This is a genomic window from Dehalococcoidia bacterium (genome assembly GCA_041653995.1).
Classification (GTDB): domain Bacteria; phylum Chloroflexota; class Dehalococcoidia; order GIF9; family UBA5629; genus CAIMUM01.
The window spans coordinates 237337-256847 of record JBAZEK010000003.1; the positions used below are offsets into that span (position 1 = coordinate 237337).

The window sequence follows — 19511 nt, forward strand, 5'->3', positions numbered from 1 at the left end:
GCGATGAAAACAATCAAGAATTCCGAGCGTCTGTTCAAACGTGCCCGGCGCTATCTGCCGGGAGGCGTGGACAGCCCGGTCAGGGCCTTCGGGGCTGTGGGGGACGTCCCGCGCTTTATCGTGAAAGGTAAGGGCTCTCGGATTTTTGATGCAGACGGCAACAGCTATATCGACTATGTCTGTTCATGGGGTCCGCTGATACTGGGGCACGCAGACCGGCGCATTGTCGAAGCGTTGAAACACGCAGCGGGCAAGGGTACGAGCTTCGGAGCTGTCACGGAACTGGAGACGCGGCTGGCTGCGATGATATGCAATGCCTTGCCCTCAATGGAGATGGTGCGTTTCGTCAGCTCGGGTACCGAAGCGGCCATGAGCGCCATCCGCCTGGCCCGCGCTTTCACCGGCAGGGACAGGATCATCAAGTTCGCCGGATGCTATCATGGGCACTGCGACAGCCTGCTGGTCAGCGGCGGCTCGGGCATGGCCACGCTCGGCATACCGGATTCCCCCGGCGTGACAGCGTCCACAGCCCGGGATACGCTGGTGGCCGGCTACAACGATCTGGACTCGGTGCGCAGGCTGTTGGCCAGGTATCCTGACAGCGTCGCCGCCGTTATCGTTGAGCCCATAGCCGCCAATATGGGCCTGGTACATCCGGCCAGGAGCTTCCTCAGCGGCCTGCAGCGTCTGGCCAGAAGGTGCGGCGCGCTGCTCATCTTCGACGAGGTCATCACCGGATTCAGGGTGGCCTACGGCGGTGCACAGCAGCTTTATCAGATAAGGCCTGACCTCACCTGCCTGGGGAAAATAATCGGCGGCGGCCTGCCGGTGGGCGCCTACGGTGGACGGCGTGACATCATGCAGATGGTTGCGCCGTCGGGAAAGGTTTACCAGGCAGGCACACTCTCCGGCAATCCGTTGGCCATGACCGCCGGTATAACGACGCTCGAGATTCTGGGTGATCCGTCAGTTTATAGCCAGCTCGAGGAGAAAGGAGAGCTCCTGCAGGAAGGCCTGGCTGCCGCAGCCTGCGATGGCTGCATGCCGCTGTCAGTAGCGCGCCAAGGGTCCCTGCTCACAGCGTTTTTCAGTGAGCAGGTCATTTCCGATTATGCCTCCGCCCGTAGCTGCGACACGGCCGTCTTCGCCCGCTTCTTCAGAGGTATGATGGAGCAGGGCATCTACTGGCCACCCTCTCAATTCGAAGCCGCCTTCCTCTCGCTGGCGCACAGCCGGCGGGACATCTATGCCACGGTTAAGGCAGCGAAAAGGGTCTTCCGACAGATACAGGACCAGGCTATTTGATAGCGATAGCCTCTACCTTGAGCTGAAAATTGCCGGGCACTTCTTTGACGGCCACGCAGGTCCGCGCCGGCGGCTGCTCGGGAAAGTACCTGGCATAGACCTCATTCAATTTGGCGAAATCGCCCATATCGCGCATAAAAACGGTCACTTTCACAACCTTCGCCAGGCTGCTTCCTACCGATTCCAGAGACCGTTTCATGTTCTCCAGGACGATTTCGGTGGCCTTGCCAATATCATCTGTGATGATCAGGCCCTTTTCCAGGTCCATGGGATCGATGCCCGTCAGGAAAAGGAAGCCGCCCGCTTCAACTATATGCGAGTAGGGGCCCGCTTTAAGCAGGAAATCGTTATCTATACACGTCTTTTTCAAAGCCGTCACCTCCTGATAAATCAGTAGTCAAATGTTACAGGGTATGTTAATATCATATCATGTCTGAGTACAACCAGACCGAGGAGAAGATCGTCGACGCCGCCCTGTACGTTCTCCTTGCTCACGGTATAAAAAAAACTACTATCGAGGATGTTGCAGCGCGCTGCGGACTGACACGGGCCACCGTGTACCGCTACTTTAAAGATAAGAGGCAACTGATAAGGGCCAGCATTCTGCACATGGTGAATGTGCTTAACGAGGCGCTGGCCAGCATGGATAAACACAGGTACTACGATACCGAGAAATCCGCCACGCTGATCAAGGAGGCGGTGTCTTTAATGCCCAAAGGGGACATCTCCACACGCATTATCGAGCTCAAACAGCTTTATCCGGAGATATTCGCAGAGTACCAGATCGCTCGTCTGGCCTCGATCCGTGGGATATACAGGCGTGTTTTTAACGCGGCCAAGCGGGATGGGCTGATCACTCCTTCTGAGACAGACTGGAACCTGGTGCAGACGATACTTTCAGAGGCGACGCTCTACGTTGCCGAGAGCCCGCTGGTGCTATCGTACGGCACGTCGGTGGGACACATATACTCGGCCGTGCTGGATATCATGCTCTACGGCATCATGGGCAGGCGCAAGAAACGTTAACCGTTTAACGCCTGCGTGCGCCCGCGGCCCGCTGCGGTTGCGTCCTGTGCCCTCCGAAACCGGGGCGGCGCTGACTTCCTTCCTCGGACACCGCGGGAGCCGGGGCATCGTAATCGAACCCCTGTAGCTTACGCCTTTCCAGCGGTGTTTTGAGCACCTTCTCAATATCTTTGACCAGAGCGGCGTCAGCGGCCGTTACAAATGTCAGGGCATCGCCCTTCTGATCGATACGGCCGGTGCGGCCAATGCGGTGTGTGTACGCATCCACGCTCTCCGGCATGTCTACATTGATAACATGCGAGATGCTCAGGACGTCTATGCCCCGGGCCGCGATATCCGTGGCTACCAGTATCTTAACCGAGCCGTCGCGGAAATCGTCCAGAGCCGCCTGACGTCTGTTCTGAGCCAGGTCACCGTGCAGGGCTGTGGCCCTGAAGCCCGACCTTTTCAATTGCAGGGCAACGCGGTCGGCTCGGTGCTTGGTGCGGGTAAAGACCAGCACCGAGTCTGTCTCGAAGCTGCGCAGCACCGCCGTAAGCAGCTTTATCTTCAGGTGTTGTTTCACCGGATAGATACTATGGGATACGGTATCAGCCGGCGCCGCATGCCCGATCTGTACAGTGACAGGAATGCGCAGAGCCTCCTGCACCAGCCTGCGAATATCGGGCGGCATGGTGGCGGAGAAAAGCATGGTCTGCCGAGGCCTGATAAGGCACCTTAGTATGCTCCTGATATCGGGCAGAAAGCCCATATCGAACATGCGATCGGCCTCGTCGATGACCAGCATCTCGACAAAGGACAGGTCTATCGTGCTCTTCCAGATGTGGTCGAGCAGGCGGCCGGGGCAGGCCACGATGATATCGACGCCGCTGCGCAGCCTGCGGATTTGCTGGTCCATGCCTACACCGCCGTAAACAGAAATGCTCTTTAAACCGGTGTACTGTCCCAGCGCATCTATGGCCTCGCAAGTTTGTTCGGCCAGCTCACGGGTGGGCGAAATGACCGCGGCGCCGATGCGCCCGCGCGGCAGTTTCAGCAGGCGGTCCATCACCGGCAACAGGAAGGCTGCCGTTTTACCCGTGCCTGTCTGCGCCAGGCCTATGATATCACGCCCCTGCATAATGGGGGGTATGGCCTGCAACTGAATGGGTGTGGGCTCGGTGTAACCCTGTGCCCGTACACCATCCATGATGCTTGGATGAAGATTGAAATTCTCGAAACTCAATGAATGACCTCTTTAGTATATTTAGCGGGGTTCGGGCCATCCGAGGCTTGTGATAATTCTGGAAGGATTATAATAAGCTTGTGATAACCTAAACTTGAACTATTGATCTATTATACAATAAACATTGACAAACAACCTAATAAATACTAAATTGAAATTGCAGACCGCCCTGAGGGAACATATCCGCTATATATCGTAACTGATCAACTTTTAAGCATATACGGAGGTATCTATGCCGGAAGAAGAGGCCAAAACCAAGAAGCAGCTCGTCGCTGAACTGGAGAAGTTGCGTAAGCAGGTCAAACAGCTTAAATCTCTGGAAAGCGAATTTAAAGTTGTTGAGCGGGAGTTGAGGAACTCCGAGCATCAATATCGACAGCTCTTTGAGGGTGCACAGCATGGAATCGTGATACTCGATGCGGATACGGGCAACATCAAGCGCGCCAATCCCCATCTGTTGAAAATGCTGGGATACACTCATGATGATCTGCTGGGGAAAAACCTGTGGGATATGGAGGCATTCATAGATACCGAAAAAAGCAGGGCCGCGGCGCATCATCTCAAACAACAGGACCATCTGCGCTATGAAGATTTCCCTTTAGAGACGAGAAACGGCCGCCGGCTGGATGTGGAGATCGAATCCACCGTATGCCAGATCAACGACAACCGCGTCGTCCACTGCAATATCCGTGATACGACAGAGCGAAAGCGGCTGGAGCGCGAATTACGGCTGGTGGCCACGCACGATACCATGACGGGACTCCCCAACAGGACTCTCTTCCGCGACCGCGCTCAAATAGCCCTATTACATGCCCAGCGCAGCAAAAAGAAGGTGGCCGTATTGTCTCTCGATCTCGACAAGTTCAATACCGTGAATGAGACTATGGGCAACGCGGTGGGAGACAATCTGTTAAAGGCAGCAGCCGAACGAATGACCGGGCTGCTGCGCAAGAGCGATACTGTGGCGCGCGTAGGCGGAGACGAGTTCGCCATTGTGGTACCCGAGATAGAGGATATCCGCAGCGTGGACAAGGTCAATCACAAGATTGTGGACGCCTTCAGGCATCATTTCCTGGTCAACGGCCATAAAATACTGGTCACCGTCAGCGTCGGCACATCCGTGTTTCCCGATGATGGAAGGGACATCGATACTCTGATAAATTGCGCCGATAAATGCATGTACTACGTGCGCTCAAACGGCTGCAATAATTACAAGATATCCCCCGGCCAGAAGTGACATGGAACAACGCGGGTCCCGTCAGCCTTCCGGATTGATATCCCTGATATCTCCGAAACAGGTCCCCACGGACCTGGCCGAGACAATTAAATCGTTGCCGACGGGCACACGCCTCTGTCCGCGCGCGACTTCCTCCAGAGGCACCTCCACCAGATCGTTTCCTTTAACCCCCACCATATGACCGTAGAGGCGGTCCATCAGCATGTCCACAGCCCTGGTGCCCAGCCTTGTGGCAAGCACTCTGTCGAAGGGAGTGGGCACGCCGCCCCGCTGCAGGTGGCCCAGGACAACCGTACGCGTCTCAATCCCCGTTTTAGCTTCAATTTGAGATCCCAGCACAAAGCCTACGCCGCCAAGGCGGACCGGGTCAGTGCTTTCCTTGACGATCCTCTGAACCACCTTGTCCCCACCCTTCGGCCTGGCGCCCTCCGATATCACGGTAATGGTAAACCTCTTACCCCTGCAGTTTCTGTCATCAACTTTATCGGTGATGATATCGAGGTCGTAGGGGATCTCCGGGATAAGTATCACATCCGCCCCGCTGGCGATACCGGCATGCAGGGCGATCCAGCCGGCGTTGCGCCCCATTACCTCCACGATCATCACCCGGTGATGCGACTGGGCGGTGGTGCGCACGCGGTCCATCCCCTCCGTGGCGACGTACACCGCTGAATCAAATCCGAAAGTGATATCCGTCCCCCTGATATCATTATCGATGGTCTTGGGGATGCCGATCACAGGCAGGCCGTCTTTATACAACCTGTTTGCTATGTTTAGCGTGCCATCGCCGCCGATACACACCAGACATTCAGCCTCCAGCCGGGCGAAATTATCGATAACAGCCTTTGATAAATCCTTGAATTCCAGGGAGCCTTCTTTTTTAACGGGGCACCTGTAGGGATTGGCTTTATTAGATGTGCCCAGTATGGTGCCGCCCAGGTTGATAATGCCGGATACGTCGTCGTAATGGAGTATTCGATGCCGGTTGTGCAGCAGCCCCTCATAACCATCTGATATCCCCACCACTTCCATCTCCAGTTCGAGCATGGCCTTCTTGGCCACCGCCCGGATCACGGCGTTTATTCCAGGGCAATCGCCACCACCCGTCAGGATGGCTATCCTACCTTTTCTTACCACGTCTATTCGCTTGTATCCGTCTTACTTACAGCAGGTCTTGCTGCCGAAAGCAGTGAGCAGTATACCAAGCCCCAGCAACGTCAGAGTCACCGGGCATGGCAGCGGCCAGCCTAATAAGGGATTGGGAACTCCGAGAACCATCATGACAGCATCCACAATGAGCAGGAAACCGGCGATGATAAGCAGGATTTTACCAGCTTTGAACATGCAGCACCCCCACGGTTAATTTATCTTATCATTAGAGTATCACGTTGGAAATTCACAGTCCATATCAAAGGTTGTACAATCTAACTACGGGACTGGAAAATATGGCAGCTTCAGCAGTTTCGCCAGCCCTTGAAGAAAAGGAGGTGCGCCATGTCAGGTAAATTTGCGCTTTCCCTCGGTGGATGGGTCCTCGGTCTGATCATCGCAGCCATAGTCATCATCTTGGCCGCTGCATTGCTCGGCGGGTACCTGTGGGGCAACAACAGCGGATACCAGGCAGGCTACGATAGGGGGAAGGTGGACGGCGACAAGGCCGGCTTCACCCGGGGCTACGAGAACGGCGAAAAAATCGGCTACGACCTCGGATTCCAGGCCGGTGATAAAGCGGGATATGACAAGGGTAACAAGGCCGGGTATGATGAAGGATATGCCAAGGGCAAGAACCAGGGCTATCAGGAAGGAGAAACAGCAGGGTACAATAAAGGGCTGCGGGAAGGATACAACTCCTATATAACGCCCTATTATTACTATCCCTGGTATTTCAGAGGCGGCCCCTTTTATTAATGTTGACTAAAGGATTTTGATATTCGGAAACGTGACGGGGTGTTGTCCAACAGGCTGCTGCTGGTCTGTATCATCGTCGCCCTGATCCTGCTGGCAGCAATCGTCGTGGCTACTGTTTTTTTTAAAGATACGGCCGCCTGGCAGTGGGCGTTCAGGGCGACGGATATCGTTCTTCACATCGACATCTACCTTGGCGACCTCATTCAGCAGTATGGTATCTTTGTCTACGGAATACTGTTTGTTATCATATTCTGCGAAACCGGCCTGGTTGTGACTCCCTTTTTACCCGGGGACTCATTGCTTTTCGCTGTGGGCGGATTTGCGGCGCTGGGCACGCTGAATGTATGGGTATTGATCCTGTTGATGTGGCTGGCCGCCGCGCTGGGTGACAGCTTCAATTACTACATCGGCAACCGAATCGGGGAACAGGTCTACATCAGAGATTACAAATATGTCAGGAGGGAATATATCGACCGCACCCACGCTTTTTTCGAAAAGTACGGCGGCGCGGCCATCGTGCTGGCCAGGTTTGCGCCGATCCTCAGAACCTTTACCCCTTTCGTGGCGGGCGTCGGCAATATGAACTACCCCAGGTTCCTTTTCTACAACGTAGCGGGCGGCCTGCTATGGGTGACGATTTTTATATTGTGCGGATATTTCTTCGGCAACCTGCCTTTCGTTAGAGAGAACTTCTCGATCTTTATACTGGCCATAATCATTGTTTCGCTGATGCCGGCGGCAATTGAATTTCTCAAACACTGGAGGGCCAACCGCTGAAGCCGCTCAAGTGGTACAAAGAGCTTTCCGCCCATAAAGGCCGGCTGGCAACAGGCGCCTTTCTGCTGGAAGGTCCGCGCGCCATCGACCAGGTGGTCGAGAGCAGTCCCGGCAGTATACTGGAGATATTGTATACGGGTGACCCGCCCTCCGGCTATGCCCGCTACGCACTGCGATGCCTGACACCCGCCCAGATGAAATCCATCAGTTCCACAGTCGTATCCCAGGGAATCGCAGCGGTGGTGCAGCTGCCGGCCGACACATATACTGATAAGCCGCCTGCAGATGCCGGGTCCAGGATCCTGCTGCTGGAAGATATACAGGATCCCGGCAACGTGGGTACGCTTATCCGCACTGCAGCCGCTTTCAATTACTCAGGGATTATACTGACCGAGAAATGCGCCGATCCCTTCTCCCCCAAATGCATACAATCTACGGCGGGCACCGCCCTGTCTCTCTGGATCAGAAGAACGGTCGCCTATCTCGACCTCGTAGGCGATCTGAAGAAGATGGGCTATATCCTGGCGGCGGCCGATCTGAGGGGAACGCAGGTACCTTCGTTACTGCAAGAGCCTGCCAGGCTGGTGCTTGCGCTGGGCAACGAGGCGGCTGGGCTGTCAGAATCACTGCTCAAGAAGGCCGATTATAGAGTGAGAATACCCATAGCCGGTACGAAGGCGGAGTCCCTGAATGTCGCCGCCTGCGGCGCCATCTGCATGTATTTGAGCAGCCTTAAATGACCGCCTCCTAGAAGATTGAGATAACTTTTAACGACTTCTTTAACAGATCGGCTATGATCATACGGCGATGAACTTCTCTGCCATCCTCTGTATCTGTTTGTTCGATATATTCAGCCTCCCCCTCAGGGTGTTTTTTGATGAAGGACTACGTAGAAAGGCGTTTTCTTCTGTTTCCAGTACTGCGCCGTGGAATCGAAGATCCGCTCTGCCATATGCGCATCCGGCGGATTTTTTACGGCGAAAATTTGGTGGTTCTTGAATAGCACTACGTATCCGGCGGCCGGCCTCCATGACAGGTCCGTCAGACAATCGCTGAACGCGTCCCAGTTCATACCGAAATATGAGGGAAAGCCCAGCCCGGACGCCGCTTTCTTCAGAAATCCCTTTTTATCTTTCACACCTTTTAAATCGACCTCCATAAACTCCAGCTCTCTGCACAGCGCGGCATCGCGGATAGCGGCGTCGGCAGCCGGCGCCGCCAGGTAAACTCCCGAGTTCAAATATGTGTTGAATATACCTGCCCAGTCTTCCATACCTCACTCCTGTATCAACTTGAATGACCTGTAGTGATCGCCCGTATAGTAATATTCCCCGCTGCTGCCTGCAACTATGCGTCGTGCGCCCCGGTCGTGCGAGCCCGGCGTGATAACCGTGTACTCGTGGTAATATCCGCCCGATTTGGACGGCAACAGCCCTTCGTAGTTGCTGAATACCGTGCCGTCCTTGGAATAGGGGAAGGGTCCCCCACTCTTGATCAGCGCCAGCGTAGTCCTGCCTTCGGGAGGCAGGTCAGCGACGGCAATTACTTCTGTACCGGAGGGTATATCCACCTGGCTTTCCGTTGCAGCAGGGGTTGCCTGCTCAAGGGGAGATGCGGGCTGCGTGCAATTGAAAAGGGTGTTGTTGCCGCTTAATAAATTAAAGAGCAAGTAAGCCGCGGCAAGGACGGCCAGGTAAAGTATGACCTGTTTCCAGGTGGTTGGTTTGATGCCCACATGGAAAGTATATTACAGATATAATTAATTCTGAAAGCACTGCCTGATTTTACGGTGAACCTGCCGCAAAACAGCAAGTACTACCAAGCGGATTTAACCGAATCTAAATAAGCATTGATATCAGCGCGATACTGCTTGGCCTTGTCCCATAAACTGTCGCGGAATTGTGAAAGTTCGCTCAGTAACTTCTGATTTCGATTCAGGCAGCCCTCGATATCCTCGCTGAGCCTCCACATGGTAAATATAATTGCAGGAATTACGAGAACTATCCCAATGAAGTGAAGAAGGAACTTATCATTGGCCACACAGTCATAAATAAACAGCGCAAGCAGTACAAGCAATCCCAACGCCAGATAAATATTGCCCAATAATTTGAGAAACTTCATGCCGTCCTCCTCAGGATAGGGTGCTCGAATACCAACCCGGCAGCACTTCCAACAAATTCAGTATACTCCACTGTTTTTTTCTTTCCAAATCAAATATAAAATGGTCTCGCGGATGCTCGTCGGACCCGTGGTGGTCGACCATGTCTGTTACGGCAATCCTCCATATAAAATGATATATTATTGTGATCATGGGTGAAAAGATAGCGAGGACTTCGGACAGATATCCGGGTGTGGAATGGATCGGGGATACGGGCGCCTTTATCAAGATCGATAAAAAGAGATGTACTGGATGTGGAAATTGTATAAAGGTTTGCCTGGGCCGCTGTTTCGAGATGGAAAAGAAGCTGGCCAGGATCAAAAGCCTGGCTGAATGCATGGAATGCGCTTCTTGCTGGTATGTCTGTGGGGAAGATGCAATAGTCTTCCGCTGGCCGTCGGGCGGCACCGGATACAGGAGCGACTGGGGTTAGGATGAAGCACCGGGAATACGATGTTATTGTGATCGGGGCGGGATTTGGTGGACCCGTCGCGGCTAAAAAGTGCGCCGATGCCGGCCTGAGAACACTCATGCTGGAAAGGTCGGAGAATCCCGGGGAAAAGGTTATCTCCGGCCTCACCATTCCCATCTACGGCTTTTTATTCGGACCCGCTTTCATACGGGACGGCAATCCGCCTATCGAGAGGCCGGTGGACGGTATAAGGAACTACGTTATTTATGACGTGAAAAGCGGGGATATCGAGGTTGTCGAACTGAGAATACCCCGGCCTCTTTCTCCCATCATCGCCTTCGGCTACAATGCGTACTGCAAGCCATTCTGCGCCTGGGAGGCGGAACAGGCCGTCAAAGCCGGAACTGAACTGCTGACCAGCATTACTGCGGTGGACGTTATTAAAAACAACGGGCATATCGAAGGTATTGTAACTGAAAGAGGTAAGGAGATAAGGTCGAGGATTGTGATCAACTGCGAGGGATCGCAGGGTATATTGGCGATCAAGGCCGGTGTAAGAGATAAATATCCGCCCCGGACTATCTCACTGGCCGATACATATGATTACGAGTGTCCAAAAGAGATCATTGATAGGGTTTTCGGACACAGCCTGCGGTTCTGCTGGGGATTCGATGAGCAAAAGATAGCTCCACCCCTGGGCCACGGCAACGGGCTGATGGCCTGGCCATATAAAAACAGCATACACTGGATGCAGGACCAGTGCCTGGCGCTGGATGACGGCCAGGTGCCTAACCTGAGGCGCTTATTCGATGAGTACCACGAGAATATCACCACGCAGCTTCCCTGGTGGAGAGACGAGATAGCGCCCGGTGTCAGGTTGCGGGCCAGGATGTGGGAGGGATTCGGAATATATGTCGGCCTGGACGATAAGCTGCGGAACATGCCCAACTATACCGATGGCATGATACTCGCCGGGGATGTGGCCGGGCTGGAGAGCACAGGGCTGTGCGACGGGGTGCCGACCGCCTGGTTCTCGGCGGATATTGCCGCGGATACAGCCGTTGAGGCCATCAAGGCCAACGACACGTCAGCCGCCTTTCTGGAGAGATACAACCGCAGGATTCGAGCGCACGGCATTATTCAATGGGCGATCACCTGTAACGGCAGGTGGAATCTGCGTAGAGCACAGGAAAGCCATGACCGCAAAGACTTGAAGCGAAGGATCAATTACCAGTTCGGCCCGGGAATTCTGACACATGTCGGCACTCCCCTCGTCAATAGCATTTTGAATGCGATCAGGATGGATCCCCTTGTATTAAAGAAATGGGCGAGGATGTTTCTGAGGTACTACTACAACTGGGAAAATGATTGTGCAAGTCCGACTGGGCTGGCTGAAGATCATAAAAAGAAGACAAACCTGAATCTGGATCTGATAATTCTGGACGCTCTGGTGATATTGTTCAGTCCGGTCAACTGGATACTGGCCTGGCTGCTGGGGCCACTATCCGGTGCGGTAAATCCCTTGATTAAATTCTTCCTCCCGGTGATCGAGATCGCGTTACGTGCAGGCATCAAAATGGAGCCGCTGTTTAAACCTCTATCCCGGTGGACGATCGATTACGTTAAGCAGGTGGACCCTGCGGCGCTGATCAGCGGCTCTTCTGAATAGTCTCGAGAACAACCTCAAATATTTCGAGCTTTTCCTTCTTCAGCAGGTCTTCGATCTTCTTTTTGATAGCCAGCGCCTTCTCCATGGACTTGCTCTGTTCCTCGTCCGGAAAAGTCGCCTGTACTTTGAGATAAGCGGTATTTAACCGTGCGTGTGGCATTTAAACTTTCCTCCTTTTGATCAGCCCCGACTGAACATCTTTCAATGTACTTCAAAGAAACTGAGTTTGTCCAGTCGATCGAAGTTGTGCTGGGCGTCGATCCAGCGCACCGTGCCGGAGCGGCAGCGCATCGCTATGGACTGCGTCTGCGCCCCTCCGCTGAAATAGCGCACCCCTTTGAGCAGTTCACCGCTGCTGATGCCGGTGGCGGCGAAAAAGACATCATCGCTGTCTATCAGGTCCTGCGTCTTATAGACCCTGTCGAAATCTACCCCGGCAGCCAGGGCCGCCTCTCTCTCACCACTGTCGCGCATCCAGGCCTTGCATTGAATGGCGCCCCCGATGCAGTGAATGGCAGCGGCTGAGAGAACCCCTTCAGGTGTGCCGCCGATACCCATCAGCACATCGACCTCCCTCTCCGGCAGGGCCGCGTCTATGCTGGCTGCGATATCGCCGTCTGTGATCAGTTTCACCCTGGCGCCCGCGTTTCTGATGTCTGCTATCAGCCGCTCATGGCGCGGCCTGTCCAGTACTACAACGGTCAGCTCGGATATCTTCCTTCTCTTGGCGACGGCTATTTTCTTCAGGTTTTCCGATACCGTCGCGTTGATATCAATGCAATCCTTTGCCTCGGGGCCGGTGACGATTTTATCCATATAGACAAACTGCCTGGGCCAGTGTATGGTTCCCCTGGCGGAAAGCGCCACGACGGCGATGGCGCCGGGCAGGCCCCTGGCAACCAGATTGGTACCGTCAACAGGGTCCACGGCGATATCCACCTTCAGTCCTGAGCCGCCGCCGATATGCTCGCCTATGTACAGCATAGGGGCGTGGTCCTTCTCCCCCTCCCCTATGATTACGATGCCGTCCATGTGCACATAGCCCAGCACATAACGCATGGCATTTACCGCGGCTGCATCCACTAACGTTTTGTCGCCCCTGCCCAGGTAGCGCGCCGAAGCCAGGGCGGCGGCTTCCGTCACGCGCACCAGCTCCATGGCGATGTTACGTTCGATCGGTATATCTGAATGGCTGGATTTCATACTGCACAACCTCCCCTTCCAATAAGACTATTACATTGTCCATGAGTTCGTCAATGCAATTCGTGGTCCGGCGCCGGTGAGAGGCAAACGATACCGTGTTAAATTTGAAATTTTATGTTAAGTATCGTATAATTTAATTACGGCTACAAGTTCAGAAAAGCTCTGCTTGCAAATATCGTCCGCATTAGGGAAGGAGTAACTCCATGGCATCCAATCAATTTGCAGATATCAGCAAGGACCTGTTCAATCAGATCAAATTCATTGAAAGCAGGGTGAAGGACGATTCATTCAAAGATGCGGTCAAGCTGCTGGCCACGGCGGAAAAAACTTGTGAACAGCTCGAGTCCCTGATGACACCGGACAACCAGTTACAAACACACATAATCAGTAACCGCCGGCTTGAGATAGGCTGGCTCCATGACAACATTCAGCAGGGCATGCAGAAGAAGAAAAAGCCGGCAAAGAAGCGCGCTTCCAAATAGAAAGCGGTACTTTTCAAAAACTTCAGTTAACCAAAAGAGCACACACGGTCCCGGAATTCGGCCCTGCGTGTGCTCTTTTATTGCCCTCCCGACATGCATTACCCAAGCACACCCCCGTATATCGCTTGACAGAATATATCATGCTATATTACGATATATCGTAATATATTGATCAAGGAGGATTGATATGTTTGGCAGAAGGTATTTTGAACGCGGGCATCATTCCAGGTTTTTCGAAAAGGGGGACCTCAAGTACGTGATTCTCGACCTGTTGAAGGATAAGCCTGCTCATGGCTACGAGATAATCCGCGCCCTGGAGAACCGCTTCTACGGCTTCTACTCTCCCAGCGCGGGCAGCGTGTATCCCACATTGCAATTGTTGGAGGATATGGGATACGTGAAGTCGTCCGAGCAGGACGGGAAAAAGGTTTACACGATCACGGATTCCGGCAAAGAATTCCTTAAAGAGAGGGGTGAGACCATGGATAAGATCAAAGCTCATATGCACGACTGGTGCAGGGGCGGCAGCCATGAGGAGATGCGCGATGTTATGCGTGATATGGGTCATCTCGGCAGGAGCATTATGAGGAAAGCCCGGCACATGGATGCGGAGAAGCTGTCGCGCATCAGGGAGATCATCAACCGCGCCGAGCGTGAAATCGAGGCTATTGCCTGATTGCTCAGCCTTGGAAATCCAAGAATCCGATTCATCCCGCTTTTTCCCTGAATCCGTTACAATAGTAAAAAATTGTATGGATAGAGGAGAGGTGCTATATGGAAAAGAAAGTACACAACGTTGAGGGGCAGGCGAAAGCCGGCCCGTATTCCCACGCGGTTGAGGCCGGCGGGTTCATCTTCGTATCCGGCACGGGCCCGGTCGACCTCGAACGGAACCTTTTCGAGCTTGAAGACGTCAAGAAAGCCACCGGGATTACACTCGACAATATACGCAGAATCCTCAAAACCGCCGGCAGCGACCTGGACAGGGTGGTCAAGGCCAACGTATATCTGCGGGACATGGCCGATTTCAACTTGATGAACGAAGTCTATGGAACCTATTTCCCCGATAAACAGCCGGCCAGAACCTGCATCGCGGCCAAACAACTGCCCGCCAACATACCGGTCGAAATCGAGGTTATCGCCGTTAAATAACCATCATTCTAAAAAGCTAGGCTGGATAGGCAAACGCTCAACCGTGTAGGTTAATCATCCTTTAGACCGAACAGGCGCATCCCGAGTTCCTCGTCCAATCTATCGGGGTGCCCCTGGGGATGAGGAGGATGCACGAACGCATCTTTGTAGGTGTTCCTTGCCAGCGCTTTCCCCGTGGCGTCCTCCATCTGCAATATCACGTTATAATGCGTCTTAGCTTCCAGCTTAAAGAAAAAATCGCAAACTCTGATTGCGCTGTCGCTGCCGACATCGATAGTCTTCGATCCCTCCGTCACTTTGTTATCGTTTTCATCACAGACTGTCCATTTCAAAACACATTTGGGGAAAGCCTGGAGCAGGTCGTTCACCACCCAGATGGCCACCGGCTCGTTCTTATATTCCATAAACACTCCAAGCGGTTGACTGCTTTCCTCGAATGCTTTGAGACCCTCCTTGGGCAGACCCCACCAGTCATATACACCGAAAAAGCTTTGAGGAAGCATGTCGATAAACAAGAATTGGAAATACCCGCCGCAGGGATTATATTTTTGTATACGATAGTGTTCGATGAAATACTTGATCAGCCTGTATTGATAATATTGAAGCTCTTTTATATACTCCCGGGGATTTTCCAGCTTGATGAATTTTGCGAACGGTTTAGGCATTTTATAAAGGTTGTCGATACATGCCGGCGCATCGAACCCGAACTCCGTATTAAGTTTCTCGCTGGTGCCGAAAATATCGGTATAATGCGTTTCGGCGCCGTCCATTGAGCCATAATAGTTATGGCTGTCGCCGCTTTCGGGATCATCGTCATACCATGAACCTTTTATATACGGCCTGGTTGGATCGAGTTTCCTTATCGCCTCCACAAGCTGCGGCCCGGGGATTACATCCATCAGCGAAACAGGTCTCTCAAGGTTAGTGAACATGCCCTTTCGGACCCCGATCATCCACACGTTCGGTTCATTTATCACACCCCAGCATATAACGGACGCATGGTTACGCAGATTTACGATCATATCACCGACAACTTTGACGGCCCTATCCTTGAATTCCTCGGTTGTGGGTATAGCCCATCTGAGGTCTGAATCCTGCATTATCGCTATACCCAGTTCATCGCAAAGCTCATAAAGCTCGGGCCTGGCGACATGGATGTGTATCCTGATCGCGTTACAGCCCGCATTTCGTATGGCCTTCAGATCCCGCAGGTAACGGTCCCTGTTCATCCTCGAAATATACACATCGGGGTAATATGTCGTTCCCCTAATATATATTTTGTTTCCGTTTAAGATGAAGGCAATCTCTTTGTCCGTTCTTTTGATATCGATATCCCTGATCCCGAATCTATATCTCCTGCTTTCGAGGCATGCCTTACCGGACCATATCTCGATTACAGTGCAGTAAAGATCGGGATTGCCCCTGTCCCAGGTGTTCCAGAGCTTCGGGTTTTTCATGCGAACGCTGAGGCTGTGCTCCGATATGCCGGCAGGCGGGGAAATCGTTTTCTCCACAGACTCTACCTGTAATCCCGTTGCTTCATCGATGATCCTGCAACGTAATACCGCGGAACTATCCTTTTCCTGTGCTGAAACAGGGATTTGCAGATCGATATCGGCCCGGGCATTTTTATCTCTTAACGCGGGCCTTATCAGAGGCTTGCCGCACAAGCGTATCCCGTCGTAAGAAGTAAGCGTTACTTCTCTCCAGATACCAACAGGATTGATATCCCTCTGGATACATGCCAGGGTATGTTCATAAGTGCCCTTGATCATATTTCTGATAACCGTAAGCCCGTTGAAGTAAATCCCTAAATCCATTCCGCTGTCGCGGACAACGAGAGTTTCCGTATCCCAGGGCGACCATACCCTGACCACCAGCACATTATTGCCGTCGCGATTCAAGTAGTCCCCGACTTCGAATTCAAAAGGAGATGAATATCCCTCATGCTCACCCAACAAACGGCCGTTCAGCCAGACCCTGCAGTAGTAGTCGACCCCGGTAAAACGAAGCACGACATGCTTGCCCTTCATATCTTCCGGCAGCAGGAATTCCCTCTTATACCACCATGGAGCATTATTGAATTGCCTCAATTCCCTGCCGTAATTGGGATTGTTGGCCAAAAGCAATTGGAGGTGCTCGAGGCGGTCTATCGGCTCCCAGGCTGAAAAGCCCTGTGTTACTCCTGAAACCGGATCCCAGTTCACCTGATGGGCGCCCAGTTTTTCGCCCATATCAAGAACATCCTGTAGCACATACCATCCCCTGGTAAAGTTCAACTCTTTCACAACAGAAACCCCCTTTAGTATTTCAACCTGCCGAGTTACTTGAACTATAGATGCAGACATATTATGGTTTTATATCCATCTACGTCAAAACCTGTTTAGACTTGGAATTTTTATAAGCATTAATACTGATTATTGGTCATTATTTAAAGCAGCGTCATGAGTATCAAACGACCTGCCGGACTATTGTTACCTTTACACTTATATAGCTTATGCTTTAGATTAGGAGCTAGATATATTTAGGAGGCGGTAATGTCGAAGGAAGAAGCGAGGTTGCGGGTTGGAGAAAGTTCGATAGGCATAGAGACGGGTCCCTCGACAAATGGCATGGGCGGGCTTGGGGAGATAAGCATCGCAATCCGTTCTGCCAGAAAAGATATCGCTCTGTTTTGGAAAGAGCCTGTAAGCCGTCCTGACGGCGGCAGCGAATGGACAGCACAATCCGACGGATTGACGATAACAACCGTTCTATCGCTACTCGATCATATAATAAAGTTTGAAGTATCCATTAAATCCGAAGGCTCGAAATCGATCAATTCTTGCATGTTAAATTTCGATTTCATGCCCGGCCATACTGCTAATAACAACGCTATTGATCTGGATGAAATTTACGCCCCGCATCTCCTTCCCGAAAAGGATATGATCATCGCCGACCAGGTATTTCGATCTCCGGCGATCGTGGTACGACATAAAACCACGGCAATAGCGCTGATACCGGACCTGGACGCGATACCGGAGTTGAGAGCGGCGACCTGGGCAATGAATTTCGACCGTAGAGGAATTAAAGGTGTTCCAAGGCTATCGCTTGGCTTAATGAAGTATCGACCCCAGGGACATGTTTTTTTCAAAGCCCTGAAAAACGAAACAATAGACATTCCAAATGAAGGGCTGTCCTTCTCCGGGTTCATTCTTTTTTCTAGGGACGCCGGAGAAAACTATTCAAGGGACGTTTTACGCTTCCTGTGGGATTCCTACGGAGTTAAGAATTACCGTTCGATGAGCCCTCAAGTCTTATCGCTTGGCGAACTTGCCGGGGCGGCTCTGCACCGCATTTTTAAACGGGACGACCTTTACCGTGAGTTCGACTATCAGGGAGTTAAATGCGGTGGAGTTGTCACGTTCAGCGCGACGCGGGAAAAACCGCTCAATCCGATCAAAGCGTCACGGACCCGATCGATATCTTCATTCAACGGTATTACAACCCATCTTACACTGACGTATTTTGCTTTATTCGGTACGCCGTACGAAACAGGCGAATCACTCCAACGGTTGGTGCATAAGCAAGGTGTGCCCTTCATTCAACAAACGTGGTTCCAGTCATGGTTTAACGCGATGCGCACTGCTTACGGCGCCCGCGTTATGGCGGATAGATGGAAGGATGAGCATTTAGCGGAACAGGCGACCCGGATCAAGGACTTAGCACTGCACGCGCCGGACGAAGACGGTATGTTCTCGGCCATCTGTTTTTTTCCGGAGGACAGGGTTTGGTGGAAACGCGGCAGTTTAACGTTTATGGCCGTCGAAGATTACCATACGCCCGATCAGGCTACCACAGGCTATTTCATGTTGCGATGGTATAAAGACATCGAACCGGATCCGGCTCTGCTTGAAAAGGCCAGGGGACTCGGCCGGTTTTTCATCAAGCACCAACTTGCCGGAGGCGCGGTCCCGACCTGGATCAAAGGCCGTACGCATCGCCACTCGAGGATCCTCTTGAAATCGGCATCCACCGCCGGGCCTATGATGTTTATGGCCCTCCTGGCGGCGGTGGACAAGGACGAGGCGGTTTTAGAGTCGGCCAAGAAAATGGCGGGGTTCATCGAGGAATACGTCCTTCCGAAACATCTCTGGTACGATTACGAGACGGTTTTCTCGTGTTCACGCCACCCACAGCGGTTTATGGACAAACGGACCGGAATCCCCCCTCAAAACGGAATGAGCATGCTCTGGGCGGCCGAAGGCGCCCGGCTGTTGTTCGAATTAACCGGCGAGCCGCGATATCTTGAAATGATGAAAAAATGTTTGGACGATTTGCTGTGGCTCCAACAAATTTGGAACGCCAGCGTCGTCTCGATTAATCCTTTCGGAGGCTTCGGATCGATGAACACAGATGCCGAATGGAACGACGCACGGCAGGGGATAATAGCCCCGGTGCTTCTGGACGCCTATCGCGCCACGGGGGACCCGCATTATTTTCAAAGAGGCGTCGCGGCGGTCCGGTCGTGCTATATTACGATGTTGCATCCCGCGATGAAGGAGGTTGCTCCGGGCAATATGGTTTTCTACCGGGATTCAGACTACGGATCAATATATGAAAACTACGCCCACAACGGCTTCGACCGCGTTATCTGGGGATATCTTGAACCTGATTGGGGAGCTGGAACAGCCGTTTACGCATCCGCTCACGCATTGAAATTTTACGGAGATCTATTTGTGGACTTAAAACGGGATTACGCCTTCGGAATAAACGGATGCAATGTGAAAAAGCTACAGCGTGAAGGCTCTCGAATCAAATTGGACGTTGAATTCATTGCGAAGATAAAAGATGACCCTCAGGTAGTCGTTGAAGGAGCCGCGCCTGAAACAATAATTGAGATCAACGGGAAGGTAACGTCTTTTAATAATTTCAACCAATAACCAAGAGATTCCACACTAACTCGGATGGAGGAGGT

Annotated in this window: 22 protein-coding genes; 12 read left to right on the top strand and 10 right to left on the bottom strand. The window is 52.6% G+C overall.

Features of this window, described 5'->3' with window-relative positions; all coding sequences use genetic code 11:
* Nucleotides 1-3: 3 nt before the first annotated feature.
* Complete coding sequence (hemL, locus tag WC359_10255; protein ID MFA5400812.1) at nucleotides 4-1305, top strand: glutamate-1-semialdehyde 2,1-aminomutase; 1302 nt, start codon at nucleotides 4-6, stop codon at nucleotides 1303-1305.
* Here the strand turns inward: hemL and WC359_10260 are convergent.
* The gene (locus tag WC359_10260; protein ID MFA5400813.1) at nucleotides 1298-1675 is read right to left on the bottom strand and encodes a Rid family detoxifying hydrolase; all 378 of its coding nucleotides are present in this window, start codon (nucleotides 1673-1675) and stop codon (nucleotides 1298-1300) included. The genes hemL and WC359_10260 overlap by 8 nt on opposite strands.
* Before the next feature lie 59 nt (nucleotides 1676-1734).
* Here WC359_10260 and WC359_10265 point away from each other — a divergent pair, with 59 nt between their 5' ends.
* Nucleotides 1735-2331 (top strand): TetR/AcrR family transcriptional regulator, encoded by a 597-nt coding sequence (locus WC359_10265; protein MFA5400814.1) that lies wholly within the window; start codon nucleotides 1735-1737, stop codon nucleotides 2329-2331.
* A 4-nt stretch (nucleotides 2332-2335) separates the two neighbouring features.
* Here WC359_10265 and WC359_10270 read toward each other — a convergent pair whose 3' ends face one another.
* Nucleotides 2336-3556 (bottom strand): DEAD/DEAH box helicase, encoded by a 1221-nt coding sequence (locus tag WC359_10270; protein ID MFA5400815.1) that lies wholly within the window; start codon nucleotides 3554-3556, stop codon nucleotides 2336-2338.
* 232 nt (nucleotides 3557-3788) lie between these two features.
* Between WC359_10270 and WC359_10275 the strand changes: the two genes are divergently transcribed.
* Entirely contained in the window at nucleotides 3789-4793 is a 1005-nt protein-coding gene (locus WC359_10275; GenBank protein ID MFA5400816.1) for a sensor domain-containing diguanylate cyclase, read from the top strand.
* Between the two features lie 21 nt (nucleotides 4794-4814).
* Here the strand turns inward: WC359_10275 and WC359_10280 are convergent, their stop codons facing one another.
* Both WC359_10280 and WC359_10285 read right to left on the bottom strand, forming a co-directional pair.
* A complete protein-coding gene (locus WC359_10280; GenBank protein MFA5400817.1) occupies nucleotides 4815-5930 on the bottom strand; it encodes an ATP-dependent 6-phosphofructokinase in 1116 nt (371 codons plus the stop codon).
* A 21-nt stretch (nucleotides 5931-5951) separates the two neighbouring features.
* Complete coding sequence (locus WC359_10285) at nucleotides 5952-6137, bottom strand: hypothetical protein (protein MFA5400818.1); 186 nt, start codon at nucleotides 6135-6137, stop codon at nucleotides 5952-5954.
* Between the two features lie 150 nt (nucleotides 6138-6287).
* Between WC359_10285 and WC359_10290 the strand changes: the two genes are divergently transcribed.
* The 3 genes from WC359_10290 (at nucleotide 6288) to WC359_10300 (ending at nucleotide 8218) form a co-directional block, all read left to right on the top strand.
* A complete protein-coding gene (locus tag WC359_10290) occupies nucleotides 6288-6701 on the top strand; it encodes a hypothetical protein (GenBank protein ID MFA5400819.1) in 414 nt (137 codons plus the stop codon).
* Between the two features lie 105 nt (nucleotides 6702-6806).
* Nucleotides 6807-7478 carry a DedA family protein gene (locus WC359_10295; GenBank protein MFA5400820.1) on the top strand — a complete coding sequence of 224 codons (672 nt, stop codon included), beginning with the start codon at nucleotides 6807-6809 and terminating at the stop codon, nucleotides 7476-7478.
* A 92-nt stretch (nucleotides 7479-7570) separates the two neighbouring features.
* Nucleotides 7571-8218, top strand: coding sequence for an RNA methyltransferase (locus WC359_10300; GenBank protein MFA5400821.1), 648 nt, complete (start codon nucleotides 7571-7573; stop codon nucleotides 8216-8218).
* 122 nt (nucleotides 8219-8340) lie between these two features.
* Here the strand turns inward: WC359_10300 and WC359_10305 are convergent, their stop codons facing one another.
* The 3 genes from WC359_10305 to WC359_10315 all read right to left on the bottom strand — a co-directional run bounded on the left by WC359_10305 (nucleotide 8341) and on the right by WC359_10315 (nucleotide 9599).
* Nucleotides 8341-8751 carry a barstar family protein gene (locus WC359_10305; protein MFA5400822.1) on the bottom strand — a complete coding sequence of 137 codons (411 nt, stop codon included), beginning with the start codon at nucleotides 8749-8751 and terminating at the stop codon, nucleotides 8341-8343.
* Between the two features lie 3 nt (nucleotides 8752-8754).
* Nucleotides 8755-9213 carry a ribonuclease domain-containing protein gene (locus WC359_10310; GenBank protein ID MFA5400823.1) on the bottom strand — a complete coding sequence of 153 codons (459 nt, stop codon included), beginning with the start codon at nucleotides 9211-9213 and terminating at the stop codon, nucleotides 8755-8757.
* An 80-nt stretch (nucleotides 9214-9293) separates the two neighbouring features.
* Entirely contained in the window at nucleotides 9294-9599 is a 306-nt protein-coding gene (locus WC359_10315) for a hypothetical protein (protein ID MFA5400824.1), read from the bottom strand.
* Nucleotides 9600-9787: 188 nt separating this feature from the next.
* On the opposite strand from WC359_10315, the gene WC359_10320 reads away from it, so the two are divergent.
* Nucleotides 9788-10069, top strand: coding sequence for a 4Fe-4S binding protein (locus WC359_10320; protein ID MFA5400825.1), 282 nt, complete (start codon nucleotides 9788-9790; stop codon nucleotides 10067-10069).
* Nucleotide 10070: 1 nt separating this feature from the next.
* A complete protein-coding gene (locus WC359_10325; protein MFA5400826.1) occupies nucleotides 10071-11717 on the top strand; it encodes an NAD(P)/FAD-dependent oxidoreductase in 1647 nt (548 codons plus the stop codon).
* Here WC359_10325 and WC359_10330 read toward each other — a convergent pair.
* Both WC359_10330 and glpX read right to left on the bottom strand, forming a co-directional pair.
* Nucleotides 11698-11877 (bottom strand): hypothetical protein, encoded by a 180-nt coding sequence (locus tag WC359_10330; protein ID MFA5400827.1) that lies wholly within the window; start codon nucleotides 11875-11877, stop codon nucleotides 11698-11700. The two genes, WC359_10325 and WC359_10330, sit on opposite strands and share 20 nt — an antisense overlap.
* 41 nt (nucleotides 11878-11918) lie before the next feature.
* Nucleotides 11919-12920 carry a class II fructose-bisphosphatase gene (gene glpX / locus WC359_10335; GenBank protein ID MFA5400828.1) on the bottom strand — a complete coding sequence of 334 codons (1002 nt, stop codon included), beginning with the start codon at nucleotides 12918-12920 and terminating at the stop codon, nucleotides 11919-11921.
* A 203-nt stretch (nucleotides 12921-13123) separates the two neighbouring features.
* On the opposite strand from glpX, the gene WC359_10340 reads away from it, so the two are divergent.
* From WC359_10340 to WC359_10350, 3 genes are all read left to right on the top strand, one after another.
* Nucleotides 13124-13402, top strand: coding sequence for a hypothetical protein (locus WC359_10340; GenBank protein ID MFA5400829.1), 279 nt, complete (start codon nucleotides 13124-13126; stop codon nucleotides 13400-13402).
* 187 nt (nucleotides 13403-13589) lie between these two features.
* Complete coding sequence (locus tag WC359_10345) at nucleotides 13590-14078, top strand: PadR family transcriptional regulator (GenBank protein MFA5400830.1); 489 nt, start codon at nucleotides 13590-13592, stop codon at nucleotides 14076-14078.
* A 98-nt stretch (nucleotides 14079-14176) separates the two neighbouring features.
* On the top strand, nucleotides 14177-14554 hold the full coding sequence (locus WC359_10350) for a RidA family protein (protein MFA5400831.1): 378 nt from the start codon (nucleotides 14177-14179) through the stop codon (nucleotides 14552-14554).
* Nucleotides 14555-14604: 50 nt separating this feature from the next.
* On the opposite strand, the gene WC359_10355 is transcribed toward WC359_10350, so the two are convergent.
* Nucleotides 14605-16842, bottom strand: a complete 2238-nt coding sequence (locus WC359_10355) for a sugar-binding domain-containing protein (GenBank protein ID MFA5400832.1) — start codon at nucleotides 16840-16842, stop codon at nucleotides 14605-14607.
* 249 nt (nucleotides 16843-17091) lie between these two features.
* Between WC359_10355 and WC359_10360 the strand changes: the two genes are divergently transcribed.
* Nucleotides 17092-19476 carry a hypothetical protein gene (locus WC359_10360; GenBank protein MFA5400833.1) on the top strand — a complete coding sequence of 795 codons (2385 nt, stop codon included), beginning with the start codon at nucleotides 17092-17094 and terminating at the stop codon, nucleotides 19474-19476.
* Nucleotides 19477-19511 lie beyond the last annotated feature (35 nt).